General features: G+C 59.4%; 14 protein-coding genes and 1 pseudogene. 4 read left to right on the top strand and 11 right to left on the bottom strand.

What is annotated here, in order from left to right:
- Window position 1 precedes the first annotated feature (1 nt).
- Complete coding sequence (gene gatB, locus AVTE2539_RS11140; RefSeq protein WP_284410576.1) at window positions 2–1,462, top strand: Asp-tRNA(Asn)/Glu-tRNA(Gln) amidotransferase subunit GatB; 1,461 nt, start codon at window positions 2–4, stop codon at window positions 1,460–1,462.
- Window positions 1,463–1,498: 36 nt separating this feature from the next.
- Here the strand turns inward: gatB and AVTE2539_RS11135 are convergent, their stop codons facing one another.
- Window positions 1,499–2,170 (bottom strand): DUF4124 domain-containing protein, encoded by a 672-nt coding sequence (locus AVTE2539_RS11135; RefSeq protein ID WP_502868902.1) that lies wholly within the window; start codon window positions 2,168–2,170, stop codon window positions 1,499–1,501.
- 5 nt (window positions 2,171–2,175) lie between these two features.
- A complete protein-coding gene (gene pyrE, locus AVTE2539_RS11130) occupies window positions 2,176–2,874 on the bottom strand; it encodes an orotate phosphoribosyltransferase (RefSeq protein ID WP_284410574.1) in 699 nt (232 codons plus the stop codon).
- On the opposite strand from pyrE, the gene AVTE2539_RS11125 reads away from it, so the two are divergent.
- On the top strand, window positions 2,873–3,688 hold the full coding sequence (locus AVTE2539_RS11125) for an exodeoxyribonuclease III (protein WP_284410572.1): 816 nt from the start codon (window positions 2,873–2,875) through the stop codon (window positions 3,686–3,688). The genes pyrE and AVTE2539_RS11125 overlap by 2 nt on opposite strands.
- Before the next feature lie 259 nt (window positions 3,689–3,947).
- Here the strand turns inward: AVTE2539_RS11125 and AVTE2539_RS11120 are convergent, their stop codons facing one another.
- Genes AVTE2539_RS11120 through AVTE2539_RS11100 form a run of 5 tightly spaced genes read right to left on the bottom strand, consistent with a single transcriptional unit; the run spans window position 3,948 to window position 10,435 of the window.
- Window positions 3,948–5,093, bottom strand: coding sequence for a hypothetical protein (locus AVTE2539_RS11120; protein ID WP_284410570.1), 1,146 nt, complete (start codon window positions 5,091–5,093; stop codon window positions 3,948–3,950).
- Window positions 5,093–6,037 carry a phospholipase D-like domain-containing protein gene (locus AVTE2539_RS11115; RefSeq protein ID WP_284410568.1) on the bottom strand — a complete coding sequence of 315 codons (945 nt, stop codon included), beginning with the start codon at window positions 6,035–6,037 and terminating at the stop codon, window positions 5,093–5,095. Before AVTE2539_RS11115 ends, AVTE2539_RS11120 begins: the two co-directional genes overlap by 1 nt.
- The gene (locus tag AVTE2539_RS11110; protein ID WP_284410567.1) at window positions 6,024–7,226 is read right to left on the bottom strand and encodes a hypothetical protein; all 1,203 of its coding nucleotides are present in this window, start codon (window positions 7,224–7,226) and stop codon (window positions 6,024–6,026) included. The genes AVTE2539_RS11115 and AVTE2539_RS11110 overlap by 14 nt, the downstream gene beginning before the upstream one ends.
- The gene (locus AVTE2539_RS11105) at window positions 7,204–8,601 is read right to left on the bottom strand and encodes an ATP-binding protein (RefSeq protein WP_284410565.1); all 1,398 of its coding nucleotides are present in this window, start codon (window positions 8,599–8,601) and stop codon (window positions 7,204–7,206) included. The genes AVTE2539_RS11110 and AVTE2539_RS11105 overlap by 23 nt, the downstream gene beginning before the upstream one ends.
- A complete protein-coding gene (locus tag AVTE2539_RS11100) occupies window positions 8,576–10,435 on the bottom strand; it encodes an ATP-binding cassette domain-containing protein (RefSeq protein WP_284410562.1) in 1,860 nt (619 codons plus the stop codon). Before AVTE2539_RS11100 ends, AVTE2539_RS11105 begins: the two co-directional genes overlap by 26 nt.
- Window positions 10,436–10,853: 418 nt before the next feature.
- On the opposite strand from AVTE2539_RS11100, the pseudogene AVTE2539_RS11095 reads away from it, so the two are divergent.
- A pseudogene (locus AVTE2539_RS11095) lies at window positions 10,854–10,967 on the top strand (exodeoxyribonuclease III); the annotation flags it as partial.
- An 89-nt stretch (window positions 10,968–11,056) separates the two neighbouring features.
- Here the strand turns inward: AVTE2539_RS11095 and AVTE2539_RS11090 are convergent.
- Entirely contained in the window at window positions 11,057–11,902 is an 846-nt protein-coding gene (locus AVTE2539_RS11090) for a hypothetical protein (RefSeq protein WP_284410561.1), read from the bottom strand.
- Between the two features lie 106 nt (window positions 11,903–12,008).
- Here AVTE2539_RS11090 and AVTE2539_RS11085 point away from each other — a divergent pair, with 106 nt between their 5' ends.
- Complete coding sequence (locus tag AVTE2539_RS11085) at window positions 12,009–12,647, top strand: MBL fold metallo-hydrolase (RefSeq protein ID WP_284410559.1); 639 nt, start codon at window positions 12,009–12,011, stop codon at window positions 12,645–12,647.
- A 28-nt stretch (window positions 12,648–12,675) separates the two neighbouring features.
- On the opposite strand, the gene AVTE2539_RS11080 is transcribed toward AVTE2539_RS11085, so the two are convergent.
- The 3 genes from AVTE2539_RS11080 to AVTE2539_RS11070 form a co-directional block, all read right to left on the bottom strand.
- A complete protein-coding gene (locus AVTE2539_RS11080) occupies window positions 12,676–13,575 on the bottom strand; it encodes a M48 family metallopeptidase (protein WP_284410557.1) in 900 nt (299 codons plus the stop codon).
- Window positions 13,576–13,687: 112 nt separating this feature from the next.
- Window positions 13,688–14,614, bottom strand: a complete 927-nt coding sequence (locus AVTE2539_RS11075; RefSeq protein WP_284410554.1) for a DMT family transporter — start codon at window positions 14,612–14,614, stop codon at window positions 13,688–13,690.
- Between the two features lie 135 nt (window positions 14,615–14,749).
- Window positions 14,750–15,421: a helix-turn-helix domain-containing protein gene (locus tag AVTE2539_RS11070; RefSeq protein ID WP_284410553.1), complete on the bottom strand. Its 672-nt coding sequence runs from the start codon at window positions 15,419–15,421 to the stop codon at window positions 14,750–14,752.
- Window positions 15,422–15,514: the final 93 nt, after the last annotated feature.

Here is a 15,514-nt window from a genome sequence, read left to right as displayed (position 1 = left end):
CATGACCGCCCCATTGATCCACGGCTACGAAGTCGTCATCGGCTTCGAAACCCACACCCAGCTTGCGACGAAATCCAAGATCTTCAGCCGCGCCCCCACCGCCTTCGGTGCCGCGCCCAACACGCAGGCCTGCGCGGTGGATCTGGCCCTGCCGGGCACCCTGCCCGTGATGAACCGCGAGGCCGTGGCCTGCGCTATCAAATTAGGACTGGCCCTGGGCTCCACCATTGCGCCGGAAAGCGTTTTCGCCCGCAAGAACTACTTCTATCCGGATCTGCCCAAAGGCTACCAGATCAGCCAGTTCGAGATCCCGGTGGTGCAGGGCGGCGAGGTGTCGTTCTTTCTCGGTGACGAGAAGAAGACCGTCAAGCTCGTGCGCGCCCACCTGGAAGAAGACGCGGGCAAGTCGCTGCACGAAGACTTCATTGGCCAGAGCGGCATCGACCTGAACCGCGCCGGCACGCCGCTGCTGGAGATCGTGACCGAGCCCGACATGCGCTCGTCCGAAGAGGCCGTGGCTTACGCCAAGGAACTGCACAAGATCGTGACGTGGATCGGCATCTGCGACGGCAACATGCAGGAGGGCTCGTTCCGCTGCGACGCCAATGTCTCGGTGCGCAAGCCCGGAGCCCCGCTGGGCACGCGCCGCGAGATCAAGAACCTGAACAGCTTCAAGTTCATGCAGCAGGCGATCGACTACGAGATCCGCTGGCAGATCGAGCAGATCGAGGACGGCCACGCGATCCAGCAGGCCACGGTGCTGTTCGACCCCGGCACGGGCGAGACCCGCGCCATGCGCACCAAGGAAGACGCGGCCGACTACCGCTACTTCCCCGATCCGGACCTGCCGCCGCTGCAGATTTCGCAGCAATGGGTGGACAAGCAGCGCGCGCTGATGCCCGAGTTGCCCCGCAGCATGGCCGCGCGCTTCGTGGCCGACTACGGCCTGCCGGAATACGACGCGACCACGCTGACCCAGTCGAAGGCGATGGCTTCGTATTTCGAATCGGCAGCGCAGGCCAGCCAGCAACCCAAGCTGGTCAGCAACTGGATCATGGGCGAGGTGTCGCGGCGGGTGAATGCCGGCGAAAGCGACATCGCCTCGGCCCCCGTGGGCGCCGCCCAACTGGCGCAACTGGTCACCCGCATCGCCGATGGCACGATCTCCAACAACGCCGCCCGGCAGGTGTTCGAGGCGCTGTGGAGCGACGCGGCTGCGGGCGACGTGGACGCGATCATCGAGGCCAAGGGCCTCAAGCAGATGAACGACTCCGGCGCGCTGGAAAAGATCATCGACGACGTGATCGCCGCCAACCCCGACAACGTGGCCCAGTTCCGCTCGGGCAAGGACAAGGCCTTCAACGCGCTCGTGGGCCAGGCCATGAAGGCCAGCAAGGGCAAGGCCAATCCGCAGCAGGTGAACGATCTGCTGCGCGCCCGGCTCGCAGCGGCGTCTTCCTGACGCCCGCCCTGCCCCGGCCACCGGGGCGGGTCGCCTTCACTGCGAAGGCATGGCGGCGGGGCGTTGCCCCGCCCAGAGGCTCTTGAGCTGCACCAGTTCGGCGTCGAACCGCTGGTGCACGCGGCGCTTTTCCTGCTCCTGCCCGGCAATGAACCGCTGCTGCTCGGCCAGGGCGTCTTCCTGCTCGGCGATCTGGCGGCGCAGGAGCATGGGCGCCTTGCTGGGATCGCGGCGGTAGAACTCCATTTCGGTGTCGAGCGCCTTGCGCTGGCGCTGCAGGTCGGCCACGCGCTTTTCGGCGACGGCCGTGACCTCGTTGACCTGCTGGATGGCCGCGGCGCGCTCGGCATCGTGCGAGGCCTGGTCGGGGTAGCGGGCCACCAGCACGCGCTCGCGGCGGCGCTCGTCGGCGATGCGGGCGCGCTCCTCGGCCTCCTTGCGGCGCTGGGCCTCCAGGGCGGCGCGCTCCTGGTCGGTGAGGGTGGGGCCCAGGCGCTGGCGCTCGGTGCCCGATGGCCCCAGCACCCGCTGCTCGCGGTCCACGCACTCGGCGATGGGCCGATCCGCCGTGAGGCGACGGCCCTGGGCATTCACGCAGGTGTAGATGCCGGCGGTCGGAGAGCCGCTCGGCTGCGCCCCGGCCGGCGTGCCCGCCAGGCCCGAGAGGGCGATCACCCACCAGCCGAATCTCCAGGCCGTCTTGCTCAAACGAACTACCCCCCTTGCACGCCGTAGCGCTGGCGGTATGCCAGCACGTGTTCATGGTGGGTGTGCACGCCCGGCTCCCCACTCTGGGCCAAATACTGCAATAAATCTGCCAGCTTGGCGATGGTGCATACCTGCATGCCCAGATGGTCGCGCACGTACTGCACGGCGCTGTGCTCCACATCCTGGCCGTTCTCGGTCGCTTTCTCCTGCCGGTCGAGGGCGATGGCCATGGCATGGGGCTGGGCGCCCGCGGCGCGGATCAGCGCGATCGACTCGCGCGCCGCGGTGCCAGCAGACATCACGTCGTCCACGATCAACACGCGGCCGCGCAGCGGGGCACCCACCAGCGTGCCGCCTTCGCCGTGGTCCTTGGCTTCCTTGCGGTTGTAGGCAAAGGGCATGTTGCGCCCGTGCCGCGCCAGTTCGACGGCCACCGTCGCTGCCAGCGGAATGCCCTTGTACGCCGGCCCGAACACCATGTCGAACTCGATGCCGCTCGCCAGCAGGGCTTTTGCATAGAATTCGGCCAGCCTGCCCATCTTGGCGCCGTCGTCGAACAGCCCGGCGTTGAAGAAATACGGGCTCAAGCGGCCTGCCTTGGTCTTGAATTCGCCGAAGCGCAGCACCCCCGCTTCCACGGCGAATTGCACGAAGTCCTGCGCCAGGCGGTCCTGTTCCACCGATTGCGCCTTGTCTGTCACCATGGATTCACCCCTTTTCAAATTAACGAGCCTCAACCTCAACGGCATCCGCTCCGCCGCATCCAAGGGGGTGGAGGCATGGATCGCCGCAACGCGGCCGGATTGTATTTGCGTGCAGGAGATCAAGGCGCAGTCGGCCGACATGCTGGGCCGCTTCGAGCACCTGGCGGGCCTGAAAGGGCACTTTCACTTCGCGGCCAAGAAAGGCTACTCGGGCGTGGGCATCTACTCGCGCCACGAGCCGAGCGACGTGCGCATCGGCTACGGCTCGCAGGAGTTCGATGCCGAGGGCCGCTACGTGGAAGCCCGCTTCGACACGCCCGCGCGCAAGCTGTCGATCATCAGCGCGTACTTTCCGAGCGGCTCCTCGGGCGAAGAGCGCCAGCTGGCCAAGTTCCGCTTCCTGGACGAGTTCCATCCCCACCTCATGCGCACCAAAGGCGAGCGCGAGTTCATCCTCTGCGGCGACATCAACATCGCCCATCAGGCCATCGACCTCAAGAACTGGCGCAGCAACCAGAAGAACAGCGGCTTCCTTCCGCAGGAGCGCGAGTGGATGACAAAGTTGTTGCACATAACTGATGAAGGCGGCGGCCTGATAGACGTTTACCGTCAGTTACAACCAGACGCCACGGACACCGCCTACACGTGGTGGAGCAACCGTGGGCAGGCCTATGCGAACAACGTCGGATGGCGGCTGGATTACCAAATTGCGACGCCTGACCTAGCCGAGGTTGCACGCACCGCCAACATCTACAAGGCGCAGAAGTTCAGCGACCATGCTCCGCTAAGCATCGATTACGACTTTAAGTTGTAGGTTCGTGCGGGAGTGGCTAGGCGAGAAGCTCTCGCACAAGACATACAGATGAGCCCTCAGCTCCTGTAGTACCAATCTTCAAAGATGCCCCAAACCGATGGGACACGCATGTCCGGTGGCGCTTTTCCTAGTGTTCTACCGTCCACTGGTTCTATGTATATGCCACCCTATTTATAGAACTCTGCCGTCCGGTGGGATACTCCTTCTGAGTCCCATGCCATAAGACTCCACCGGCCTACAGGTTGCCAAGCCGCGAACTTTATGCGGCCGTGCCGTCCCCGAACACTGCATCAAAAACCTCTAGCTCATCCAATACGTTGCTTGTGATCGGCCCTGCGTTCGGATTGGCTTCGGATATTCGGCATTCCTCGATTACCTGCTGCATTGTGTTCACGATTTTTCTGGGAGTTATCTCACGTAGCTGCGACATGATTGCAGTTACAGCCTCTTCATCGAAAGGAAAATACTCGCTGGAGGGCGCAACACCTTGTGGTCGGTTGTTCACGAGGATGGCCTTCACAAAATCGATGGCAAGCGTACGATCCAGAAGATCGAAATGGATTTGGCGCGTAACGCGGGATAGAACATAATCCGTAAACGAGTTTGTAAGCGTGGTGACTTCGGCTGACAGTGCGCAAACGAGTCCGAAACAATTTGGACATGCATCATACAGATGCCGCAGTATGTCATTTGTTTCAAGAGTCTCTTTAGGCGGCTGCCGCTGAAGATCATCAAGCTCATCGATTAGAAGATATACAGCCTGCCGAAAACGCTTGTTACCCTGTGGGCTCGGAAACTCTTGAACGAAGAGGTTTACAATTTTTGAGAAGAGCATCACCGCCTGATAGTCAGAAAGCTTTTCTCGGGTGAGATATGTTTTTACACCTAATTCGTTCTCACAGTGCATCAAGCCCTTCACAAATTCGGCCAGCTCGCGAGACTTGATTAACTCTTCAATTGCTACTTCTGACGTTATTTGCTGAGAATGCTTTTGCTTTGTCTCAAGAATTCTAGTTTCACAAAAGGTCTTGAATTCCATCAAATCGACCAGTAATGTACCTCTCGCGATCAGATCCTCACTGAAAGCCGACGCAAAGGAAAGTTTGCCTTTATCCTTTTTCAACGTTGGCACGAAGTACGCTATCCCGGCATCAAGTTCGCGAACACGATGCCTCGCCCACAGTAGTGCATGAGATTTGCCAGTGCCAAAAGCGCCGTACAAAAGTATAAAGTTCGTAAGTCCAACTTTATCTGCTCGAACTCTATCTAAAATCTTTTCAAGCTGAGATTTTTGTCGGTCATAACCAACCCAAATCTTTACGCGCGGATCATCGTCAGTAACAGCGTTTGAACGAAACGGATTACCAGCGAGTTTACACGCAGCATAAAATTCTTCAGGCGTCATTATCTTGCTCCTAGGCTGGAAATATTATTTCGAACGACATCATGGCCAACGCCGGCCCCCGCCAAATAAGCGAGGAAGTTTTCAAATTCATCCTGATCCTCGTCCGCTATTTTATAATTGAGCTCTAGCTGCGGCTCTGAAGTTCGTATGCCATCAGGGTTGAATCCTGAATTTGTCAAATTAGCTGAGCCCATCACGACCAAATCTGCGGCAGCAGATTGATATTCATTAAGCTTGCCTCTGTCAACTCTGAATACATAGGCTTTTGCATGTAGTCGGGCGACATAGATAATTGAGAATCCACGACTCTCAAGTGCACTGTATGCTGCAAGTTCGTTTGCGTTTGGCGGCTTCGTAATGAGGGTGACACTGCAATTGTCGCAAATCCATTCGTCCAGCATCTGCCCCAAGATTTTTGTAGGCTTTAGTATATCCAAAGATAAGAATGGGGAGACGAGAATTACTTCTTTGTGAGGAATGAGTCTCCTGCCAATTACTTGTTCATAAAGGCGCCGGTTCTCATGGTTTTTCATGAACCGGGACGCTTCGACTTGCTCTGTACTAAGCCTTGTTCGAGCCATTTCCTGAGAAATGGCATTTCCACCGACTGGCCGGAATGCTTCCGCCATTATTTCCTGCGAAACGATATGGAAGCCTTCTACGCGACCGGGCGCAGCTAGGTTGTCCTCAACTGAATGAGGACCGGCCCGATAAATAGTTATGCCATCATTTTCACGAAGATAAATGACGCGATAGGCAGAATTTCCTCTGCTGACGACCCGAATCCAAGCGTCGTCAATACCTCGATATCGATGATCGTCACGATCAGGGCGGAATTCACCTTCTTCGGTGAATAATTTTTTGAATACTCGGTTGGGTAACTGAGCGTCACCCGAATCCACGAGGTCAACGACGAATTTTCGGTGGAATTTAATTGTGGCCATTGGCAGCGATAAGGATACCCAGCTCTATTGTTCGAGATGATCTAGTCTTGATTCCCCTCTGCAAAGGGACGTCACTCCTCAGCCAAGCATCATAGTCGACCAAATTTCTTCCGTATGCTCTCGTTATCGCCATGTATGTAGCAAGCGCGACAAAGAGCGGAAGCTCGTTTCGAACCATGCGCCGATCTTGTGAAAGTTCACGGAACACAGCGAATAAGCTCATTGTCAACGAGCTTAGTGCATCGTCATCTGGCTCGGTTTCATACAGGTCGCTGGTCGCTAGACCGCGTGCAGCTACTGAAATGTAGTCCCACGTGCGCGGGGCAGAAGCTGCCAACTCAGGGATCGCCGCCAAGCGATGATGTTCTAGTTCGAATTTCGTGGGCCTAAGGCTGTATTCGCCGCTTTGAAAGACGAAGCCGCTGCTGGCTAGGATCTGGAGCCATCGCCAGCCTTGCGACGTCACTTCCCCGTCTTTGTTGCAAAGTCCGAGACTGCGTGCCCACTCCTTACGCGACGGCACAATGTGCCGTAGATAGTCAGCCGAAGGCAATTCCATCGCATGGACATCTTTCGCCTTGGGCAGTCCCAAGTGCCCTAGCCCCCCAGCCAGCCCTAAGCCGCCCGCTCCGCCTAGCCGGGCGCCCTTGCTGCCGCTACCTTTGTTATTTCGCTGCCGTTCAATGGTAATCGCCGCCGCAATTGCTTCTTGCTCAGCTTGGCTCTTAAATATTCTAAAAAGCTCTTGTCTTTTGCCCAGCACCATGCCGGTGAGTCGTTTGGGAATGTCTGCAGTCGTAAATTGTGCCGATAGACAATTGAAAAATATGTCTCCATCCGCCAGCATTATTGACAGAGCCAAGAGGTGGCTTAATGCTGTGGATATTTCTTCGGGTTTGCGCAGCAAGTGAATACAAAGTGCTCCCGCTTCGCCGAATGGTCCAGCAAAAATTCCTTGCGGCGTAATTTTGGCAATCTTCAGAGATGAAAATACATCAGCAATATTTTCTGTTTTTAGATCCCATTTTTTTTGCACCAGATCATACCAATCGCTACTTTTTAGTTGCGGCGTATTGGCATAGAGGTAGCAGAAGTCAGAGAATCGGCTTAACGTATTCTCTAGACCTACTGAGTAGCCAACCTTTCTTAGAAAGGCACTGAAATTTTCAGGTTGGGCTATACCCACCATGTGCAGTCACCCTTGGTCTGATTTTGATAAGAATACAGCGGCTTGTGCTTTGATCACCAAGAAAGCAGTCGCCAGAATCTAAGTAACGCAACATATCCCCGAAATCAGAGATAGTAGCCCCACCAGTCCTCATGGTGGACACAATTTTGGTGGGTATTCTCGAGATGGCCGACGATACATCGCTTTGGAAGGTTAAGCGATGATTCAACGACAGGTTTACTTGGCTCAGTATCCGGTCATCCACTGCTGAAGGCTGTTGTGTAGCCAATACTAGCGAGAGCCCGGCATCACGACCTCGTTTGACAAACTCCACCAGCGCATCGCGGGCAGGGCTGTTGCCACCTTTTCCGGCCACGACATGAGCTTCATCAATCAATAGCCATACTCGGCCTGGCAGCGTAGTTCTGGAGATGTTCTCGCCTTTAAACTTCGCAAGCTTTTTTCGACTGTGAAACTCGCCCATCGCTCTAAATAGCGACTTGGCAACAATGGCAGCAACCAGCGATTTGTCACCATCGCTTAGCTCTCGCAACATGAAAACATTGCATCGCCCCTCTTTGAGAAGGTCGACAATTTGAAGTCCGTTAGGATCAAACAGGCCAGAATCTGAATAGTCTTCTAGCTTGTAGCTAACTGCGTTTCTAGTGATCTCTGAAATACCGGGCCAATTCGCATCCCGGTTAATATCGGCGAGCAAGTCGGCTATTGAAAAATTCGTGCCTTCTAACCGTTTTAATGCTGCACGGAGCACATGGCCCTGCGGGCTATAAACCTCTTGGCCAAGGAGGGCGCACCATTCGGAGAGATCGACGTCGCTCGGGCGGATTGAAAATTCTGTCTCGTCCCCCAGCAGCTTAGCAGACCCGCGAGGGCTGAATATTTCAATATCTGTAATTTGGTTTGGTGCGATCTTCCAATCTCCCAACCCGTCAAGCTGTATCTTATGCTCTGGAATTTCCTGGTTTGGCCCATATTTTAAAGTCCAAAATTGACTTTGCGTATCCAACAAGATCGTTGTTATTGGTTCGACCTGTTGCTGTATGGGGCTCGGCGTGGCTAGCCGAGATATGCCTTCTATAAGTACGCCTAAATCAAAACTCTTCCCGCTGCCTCGCGTTCCTGAAATATAAATTACGTGAGGAAATGCGACATCCAGCCAAACGTCGCTTGCCAGCATATTGCTACTAGGGCACGATTCAAGAACCTTGCCAATATAAATGAGATTTTTGGGACTTAGGTCACCATTAGTGCGCCCAACGATTAAATTTCCTCCCTTTTGTACATAGCGACATTTGACCACGGGATCAACAATGCCATACGCGGACGCTTCTATGACCCGACCGAAGGCGTCAGAAACCTTTGTTGAAAAAGCCATTGTTGTACTCCCTCATACTCATTGATCGAACTTCGCCACCGGTCCGCACCACAAGAATCCTGTCTGGCGCAAGGGCATCGATATAGTTGGACGTATTAGCTGCTGCGACTACAACGAAGCAATCCTTGCTTATTGCCAACCTACGCAGTCTAATAGACAATATTTTTGAAGTGATTGGATCTAGATTGCTGCAAAATTCATCAATAAGCCATAGCTTTGCGTCGGACAGTATCAGGTCCGCAAACATTGCTCGATATCGCTGACCCATGCTGAGAAGTTCGAAAGGCTTAATGAAGATCATTGCCTCGCTTAACCCAACGTGACAGAGTGCATCGAATACGCGCTCAGCTCCGTATTGGTCCGCGAAATACTGAAAGATCGGTACTCCGTCTGGCAAGGGCGTGAGGGTGCGGCATTTATCGACTACCGGCGCGTCTTGAGTTACCTTAAGCAAGCCTTCGGGCATTTCTGACCCGGACAATGTCTGTAAGAGTACAGATTTGCCAGCACCGCTTGCCCCAGTTATTAAAGTTACATTTCCTCTGGACAGCGAAACGTCAACTGGGCCAACGATTTTTGTATGTATTTCATTTGTATCAATACCAAAGCTATCCATTATCAACCGGACATATGGCGTCAATGGTATTGAATAGTGGACAGATACCTCAATCCCTTTATATTCGAGTGTGTCAATAAGGTTAGCGCCTGTAGCCTTTGCCGGCAGACGACGGCGCTCGTGGCCGCGCGTACTTAGACCCTCATCAATATATTCTTCAGATTCTGCATCTAATCCCGTAAGAAAGTATGGAATAGGTAACCGAAGGATCGGCCTGAATGCCAGCCACTCATCCGATGCCATTTCCGAGCGAGGGTCTTCAGAGCTTAAAAGCTCCGATAGGATAAGTCGCGCTTCAGCGAAGGTCTTTCCTGTTTTTTCACAGTAGGCTGTGAAGGCGGAATGATATTTGCGCTGCAAACTCATTATTCCAGACTTGCCGCTGGCGCCATTCTCAATGCTCTTTAAATCCTTCGCAATGCGTTGCAGATTACCTTCAGTGTTGCCTACGAATCGAAGTCCAGCACGGGATACAAAATCCATGTAGCGAAGCATCTCAGCGGAGATTTCAAGGAACAGGGGGCGTGCTCCTCCAATGTGCCATCTGTCGCGACAGAATGTTTTTGCCTCTTCCACTAGCATGGTTGATAGGCCGATACCCCGAAATTCAGGATCGATAACTACTCTAGCAATTCTTGCAATCCGATTTACATGCTTTTGTCCGTCACCGAGCCAAGTATTCCAACTGATCCCTTTGGCTTTGCTCTGAAACGGGCGGGAGAATAGGTCATGCCTTGGCTTGCACATCAGCAGTGGCATTTGAATTTCAATATACCCAACTGCTCGCGTCATGCCCTCCCTTTGGAACACCGCCAGTAGGATTGCCTTTCGTCCTCCTGTCCCTTTTACACTGCCAACCCGTTCATGACTAGGTCGCAGATCCACACCCTTGTAGTGAAATTGGGAAAGCCGTCGATACTCACGAAGCTCCTCCTCGGTACTAATCTCGGTGAAGATGACCGGCATACGCTCCGCGCCTAGCCGGACGTCTCTATGACTCTCAAATCTGGGCAAAACGATGATTTCGCCCCTCGCCTCTGTTGGACGAACAGTTATATGTGGATTGGAACCTGCGTCGACGAGGTGAATGGCATCGCCCGGCCCTAGCATGGCGAATCGGTGAACCGAGACGTGCGACTCTTGCCCCTGCTTGTTCGCGAGGACTAAGTTTTTTTTTGACTCATGGACGTTCATCGTCCTAATTTCGTAAGCGGGCATGACGGATTCTCATTCTGCAAGCTTGATTGTGCCTACCGCGCAGGCTCGCGTCCAGGCCAAGGCGTACTGAGGGAGGGCTTCTTGAAATTTAGACGCTAGCGGCGTTGCGCAAGTTTTCCCACCCGTAGGGCAGGCTTAACGCGAGGATGCGCGTTGGCCCCTGCTTGGTCTTGCACGAGGTCGATTCCGGATTTGCCATCCGGTCAAGGGGTGCCCGATGTGCCCCCTTCGCGATCATCAAGATGGATGCGGGTTCTTTGAAGTGACTACCAAATCGCAGCCCCTGGCATGACAGGCCTTCCCCTCGCTCGCGTTCGCTGGTGCCAGTGCTGTACGGACACTATCTAGGCGTCTTGCCAATCCCATATCGACGAAATTTCCCAATCCCACAAGATTGTGGGTATTTTGACTCACTAGCTACCACCTAGCCACGCCGGCCATCGCAGCCCTGGCCCGCACCGAGCACATCTACAAGACCGAGAAGTTTTCGGACCATGCGCCGATCACGATCGGGTACGACATGGTGCTGTAAGCGCAGCACGCGGCGTGCGGCGGGCATCCACCCGCTTGCAGGACGACGGCCCTGCCGGGCGGCCGTCTCCCGTTGCGGGCATGGGTCGGTCAGCGGTGAGCGGCTGCGGCCAGTTCGGCCGCGAAGGCCTGGGCCTGCTCCGGCGCTACGAAGGCCTCTTCGTCCTTGCGGATCAGCCCTGCGACTTGACCGTCATCGGTAATCAGGCGCTTGACGTAGAAGCCATAACCGGTCTTGCCGTTGTTGGGATACCAGTCGCCCTCGCCCTCGTTCACGCTGTACTTGAAGAGATAGGTGTGCTGCGTGGTGCTGGAGTTGGAAAAGAACTTGACGCAAAACACGAAGCCCGCCAGACCGCCGCTGACCTGGTGTTCACAAATCAGGTTGCTGGACGGCGCGGAGATCGTCCCGCTACCGGTGCTGGTGGCATTGCCCACGGCTGTGAACGTGGGAGTCTCAACGCCCCAGCCCAGCGTGGGCGAGTATGTCGTGAACAGCCAGCTGCCTTTCAGGCTTTGCGGTACGGCCGCGTAACCGAAGTTGAAGCGCGAGATGGCTTTTTCGCTCTCGCCGGGGAAGGTGATGAAACCGCTCACGCCGTCGACGAAGCGGATCTTGACCGCGCCCGCGTTGCCCTTTTCAGTGCCCGAGCGGTCTTCGCTGCCCAGGAAACGGCCGCCTTCATAGGACTTGAGATCGGCCGTGACCTGGTTGTCCACCACATTGCCCACGGCCAGGTAGAACGTGGACTTGCCGGTGTTCTCGTACGCATACATCTGCATCACCAGCGTGCCGTTCTGCACGTCGATGCCGAAGCCGCGGCCGGGCTTGCCGTTGACCTCGGAGGTCACCACCCACGTCCCCGCCTGGGGGATGAACGCATGGGCCACGCCCGCACCGAAAACAAAGGCCGCAGCCACCAGCTTCTTGAACATCGCTCCCTCTCTCTTTCGCATTGACGACAATGGCGCCAGCCCTCCGATGAATGCTGAAGCGCGAACCCGAAATCATCGCCGTGAAGCCTGAATACTAACTTACACGATGTTGCAATATTTCACATTACCCGTCACCGCTTTCCAGCAGAACTGCTCGTTGGTGTGGTGCGACGAAACCCTTCTGGCCGCGGTGATCGATCCCGGTGGGGACCTGCCGGCCATCCTCGCCCAGGCGGAGCGGCGGCAGCTGAAGCTGGAGCAGATCTGGCTCACCCACGCCCACATCGACCATGCGGGCGGAGCGGGCGAGCTGGCCCGCACCCGGGCGCTGCCCATCGTCGGGCCACATCCCGGGGACCAGTTCTGGATCGACGGGCTGCCGCAGCAAAGCGCGATGTTCGGCTTTCCGCCTGCGGAGGCCTTCACGCCCACGCGGTGGCTGGACGATGGCGATACGGTGCAGATCGGCAACGAGACGCTGTCGGTGCGCCACTGCCCCGGCCACACGCCGGGCCACGTGGTGTTCCACGCGCCCCAGATCGAGCGGGCTTTCGTGGGCGACGTGCTGTTTGCCGGCAGCATCGGCCGCACCGACTTTCCCCAGGGCAATCACCAGCAGCTCATCGACAGCATCACGCAGCGCCTGTGGCCGATGGGCGACGGCACGGTTTTCATCCCGGGGCACGGGCCGGAGAGCAGCTTCGGGCGCGAGCGCAAGAGCAACCCCTACGTGGGCGGGACCTGATCCACGCCCCACGCCGATCCCGGTCGACTCACCCCCGGCGCGCCGCCTGGTACAGCCCCTGCACCCGCGGCACGTTCTGCTCCAGCTGGCGGATGCGCTCCGGCCCGCTGGGGTGGGTGGAGAGAAACGCGATGCCGCCCTGGCCGCTGGTGGCCTCGCCCATCTTGCGCCACAGGCTCACCGAGGCGTCGGGGTTGTAGCCGGCGCGGGCGGCCAGTTCCAGGCCCACCAGGTCGGCTTCGGTCTCGTCGCCGCGGCTGAACTTCAACGTGATGAGCTGCGTGCCCAGGTTGGCCGCCGCGTTGCCCAGGTCGCCCAGGCCCAGCAACTGCGCCCCGAGGGACAGGCCCACGCTGGTGGCCTGGGTCTTTGCCAGGCGGGCGCGGGCGTGTTCGCGCAGCGCGTGGGCCATTTCATGGCCCATGATCATCGCGGCCTCGTCGTCGGTGAGCTTGAGCTGGTCCAGGATGCCGGTGTAGAAGGCGATCTTGCCACCCGGCATGCAGAAGGCGTTGATCTGCTTGCTGCCGATCAGGTTGACCTCCCACTGCCACTGGCGGGCCCGGTCGTTCCATTGGGCGGTGTAGGGGATCAGGCGCTGGGCGATGGCGCGCAGGCGCTGCAGCTGCGCATTGTCGGGGCCAGCCAGCGCGCGCTGCGCCTTGGCCTTGCCCATCATTTCGCTGTACTGCTGGTTGGCGGCAGTCTCGATCGTCTCGGCCGGCACCAGCTTGCGCATGCCCGAGGCGGACCCCACGTCCACCTGCGCCAGCGCGGGCCCCGCGACGGCGGCCCCAGCCGCCAGCAAGAAGCCGCGGCGGGCGTTCCAGGCGCTGCCGCGCAGGCTGCAGAACCGGCAACAGGCCGTGGCGGAATCGGTCTCGGCAGGCGCCGGAGCGCGGGAATCGGGGGTGGGCAGGTGCGACATGGGCGGCAGTCTAGCCGCAGGCCGGGGGCCCGGTCTGTCAGCCGGAAGCCATCCCTGAACCCTTTTTCAAGGTGCCGATGCGAGGCGCCGCCCGCCCCGCCGCCCTGCGCTCCTACCGGCGCAACTCCGCGCGGATCACCACCAGCAAGCCCAGCAGCACCAGCCCCAGGCCGCTCCAGGCGGCGAGCGGCTGCCGCTCCCCGACGATCGCCACGGCCAGCACGAAGGCGGCCACCGGCTCGACCAACGTCAGCGTGACGCTGGTCGCCCCGGCGATGTGGCGCAGCCCGCTGGAAAACGCCACATAGGCCAGGCCGGACACCACCACGCCCAGATAGACGACCACGGCCAGCGACGGCAGGCTCCATTGCGGCACGCCGGCCAGCAGCCATGCCATGGGCAGCGCCAGCAGCGCGGCGCCGGTGAACACGCAGAAGTTGACCCAGCCGGTGGAGGCCCGCGCCACCAGCCGCTTGTTCACCAGCGCGTAGCTGGCGTACGACAGGCCGGCCAGCAGGCACAGCGCCAGCCCCGGCCAGGACGGCCCGGCCCCCGCGCCCTTGCTGAGCACCATCAGCACGCCGCCGGCCACGCTGACGGCGGTGCCCAGCCACCACAGGCCGATCAGGGGCGAGCGCAGCAGCACGGCCTGGATCAGTCCCGCCCAGATGGGGCCGCTGCCGATGGCCACCGCCGTGCCCACGCCCACGCCGGTGCGCTGCACGCCGGCATAAAAGCAGATGCTGTAGCCCGCCACGCCGGCCGACGCCAGCGCCAGCCAATGCGCGGGCAGGCGGTCCGAGGGGGTGGGGTCCGGTGCCGGGCCGCGTCGCTGCGCGCGTTGGCGCGCCAGCCCGCGCGCAGCGATGAGCAGCACCGAGAAGAAGGCGCTGGCCACCGCCAGCTGCGCGGCCCCCACCCAGAAGGGCGACAGGCCGCCCGCGCCCAGGCTTTGCGCCGTGCCGGTGGTGCCCCAGAGCGTGGAGGCGAGCAGCACCAGAGCGATGCCGCGGGTGGAATGGGGGGAAGGGGTCGTCATGCCGCCATGGTGCCGCGGGCGGGCGGCGCCAATGTCGAGCAACGCGCGAAGTGCGGGCCGGCAGGCCATGCGCCGAATCGGCCTCCACCGCAATCAACACTAGGGCATATCGCTACAAAAACAATAGCGATTGATTCAGGCACGCAGCGCGCGGGCGCCGGTGCCCCGGTCGCGGCGCAGCGCATACGCCAGGGCGCTCGCGCTCGCATAGCCGGTGCGCAGGGCCACGGTGTCCAGCGGAACGCCCTGGGCCAGTTCGCGGGCGGCGGCATCCAGGCGCTCGCCGCGCAGCCAGGCCTGGGGCGTGCGGCCGGTCAGCGCCAGCCAGCGGGCATGAAAGCGCTGCGGGCTCAGGAAACACAGGGCCGCCATGCGCACCGTGGGCCAGTCCTCGTGCAGGGCGGCGCGCACGGCGCGCTCCAGCTGTTCCGGGGCGATGGCGCGGCGCGCGAGCACGCGCGGGGCCTGCAGGATCTGGGCGAGCCGGAGCGCAGCATCGTCGCTGGCGGCGAAGGCCCGGTGCTCGGGCGCGATGGCGAAGCGCCGCACGCGCCCCACGCCGGGCTGGTCGGGCGCGTCGATCACGAACATCCGCGCGCCGGGCGGGGCCAGGAACGCGTGCGCCGTGCCGGCCGGAATGACCATGCCGCAGGTGGTGTCCACGAAGGCGGCGCGGCCCGCCACCTCGAGCTCCATGCGCCCGTGCAGCGCGTAGAGCACCTGCGCGTGGCCGTGCGCATGCGCGGCGTGTTCGCCGCTGTAGCAGCGCACCGAGCAGGTGGGATGGAGGACGGCGGCGGGGCCCATGGCGCGCATCGTAGCGGCACGGCGCAAGCACGGCCGGCGCGCCCCGGGGAAGGGGTGCGGATAATCCCTGCGATCCCCCTACCCGGCCCGCCC

Origin of the sequence: Acidovorax sp. SUPP2539 (assembly GCF_030158975.1) — a bacterium.
Classification (GTDB): Bacteria; Pseudomonadota; Gammaproteobacteria; order Burkholderiales; family Burkholderiaceae_C; genus Paracidovorax.
This window is presented reverse-complemented; position numbering and strand designations above follow the sequence as displayed.

Bases quoted from the DNA above. Each gene is read 5' to 3' on its own strand.
- gatB (WP_284410576.1), top strand. From the start codon at position 2: ATGACCGCCCCATTGATCCACGGCTACGAAGTCGTCATCGGCTTCGAA.
- AVTE2539_RS11100 (WP_284410562.1), bottom strand. From the start codon at position 10,435: ATGCCCGCTTACGAAATTAGGACGATGAACGTCCATGAGTCAAAAAAA.
- AVTE2539_RS11110 (WP_284410567.1), bottom strand. From the start codon at position 7,226: ATGGTGGGTATAGCCCAACCTGAAAATTTCAGTGCCTTTCTAAGAAAG.
- pyrE (WP_284410574.1), bottom strand. From the start codon at position 2,874: ATGGTGACAGACAAGGCGCAATCGGTGGAACAGGACCGCCTGGCGCAG.
- AVTE2539_RS11105 (WP_284410565.1), bottom strand. From the start codon at position 8,601: ATGGCTTTTTCAACAAAGGTTTCTGACGCCTTCGGTCGGGTCATAGAA.
- AVTE2539_RS11075 (WP_284410554.1), bottom strand. From the start codon at position 14,614: ATGACGACCCCTTCCCCCCATTCCACCCGCGGCATCGCTCTGGTGCTG.
- AVTE2539_RS11080 (WP_284410557.1), bottom strand. From the start codon at position 13,575: ATGTCGCACCTGCCCACCCCCGATTCCCGCGCTCCGGCGCCTGCCGAG.
- AVTE2539_RS11120 (WP_284410570.1), bottom strand. From the start codon at position 5,093: ATGACGCCTGAAGAATTTTATGCTGCGTGTAAACTCGCTGGTAATCCG.
- AVTE2539_RS11090 (WP_284410561.1), bottom strand. From the start codon at position 11,902: ATGTTCAAGAAGCTGGTGGCTGCGGCCTTTGTTTTCGGTGCGGGCGTG.
- AVTE2539_RS11085 (WP_284410559.1), top strand. From the start codon at position 12,009: ATGTTGCAATATTTCACATTACCCGTCACCGCTTTCCAGCAGAACTGC.
- AVTE2539_RS11115 (WP_284410568.1), bottom strand. From the start codon at position 6,037: ATGGCCACAATTAAATTCCACCGAAAATTCGTCGTTGACCTCGTGGAT.
- AVTE2539_RS11070 (WP_284410553.1), bottom strand. From the start codon at position 15,421: ATGGGCCCCGCCGCCGTCCTCCATCCCACCTGCTCGGTGCGCTGCTAC.
- AVTE2539_RS11125 (WP_284410572.1), top strand. From the start codon at position 2,873: ATGGATTCACCCCTTTTCAAATTAACGAGCCTCAACCTCAACGGCATC.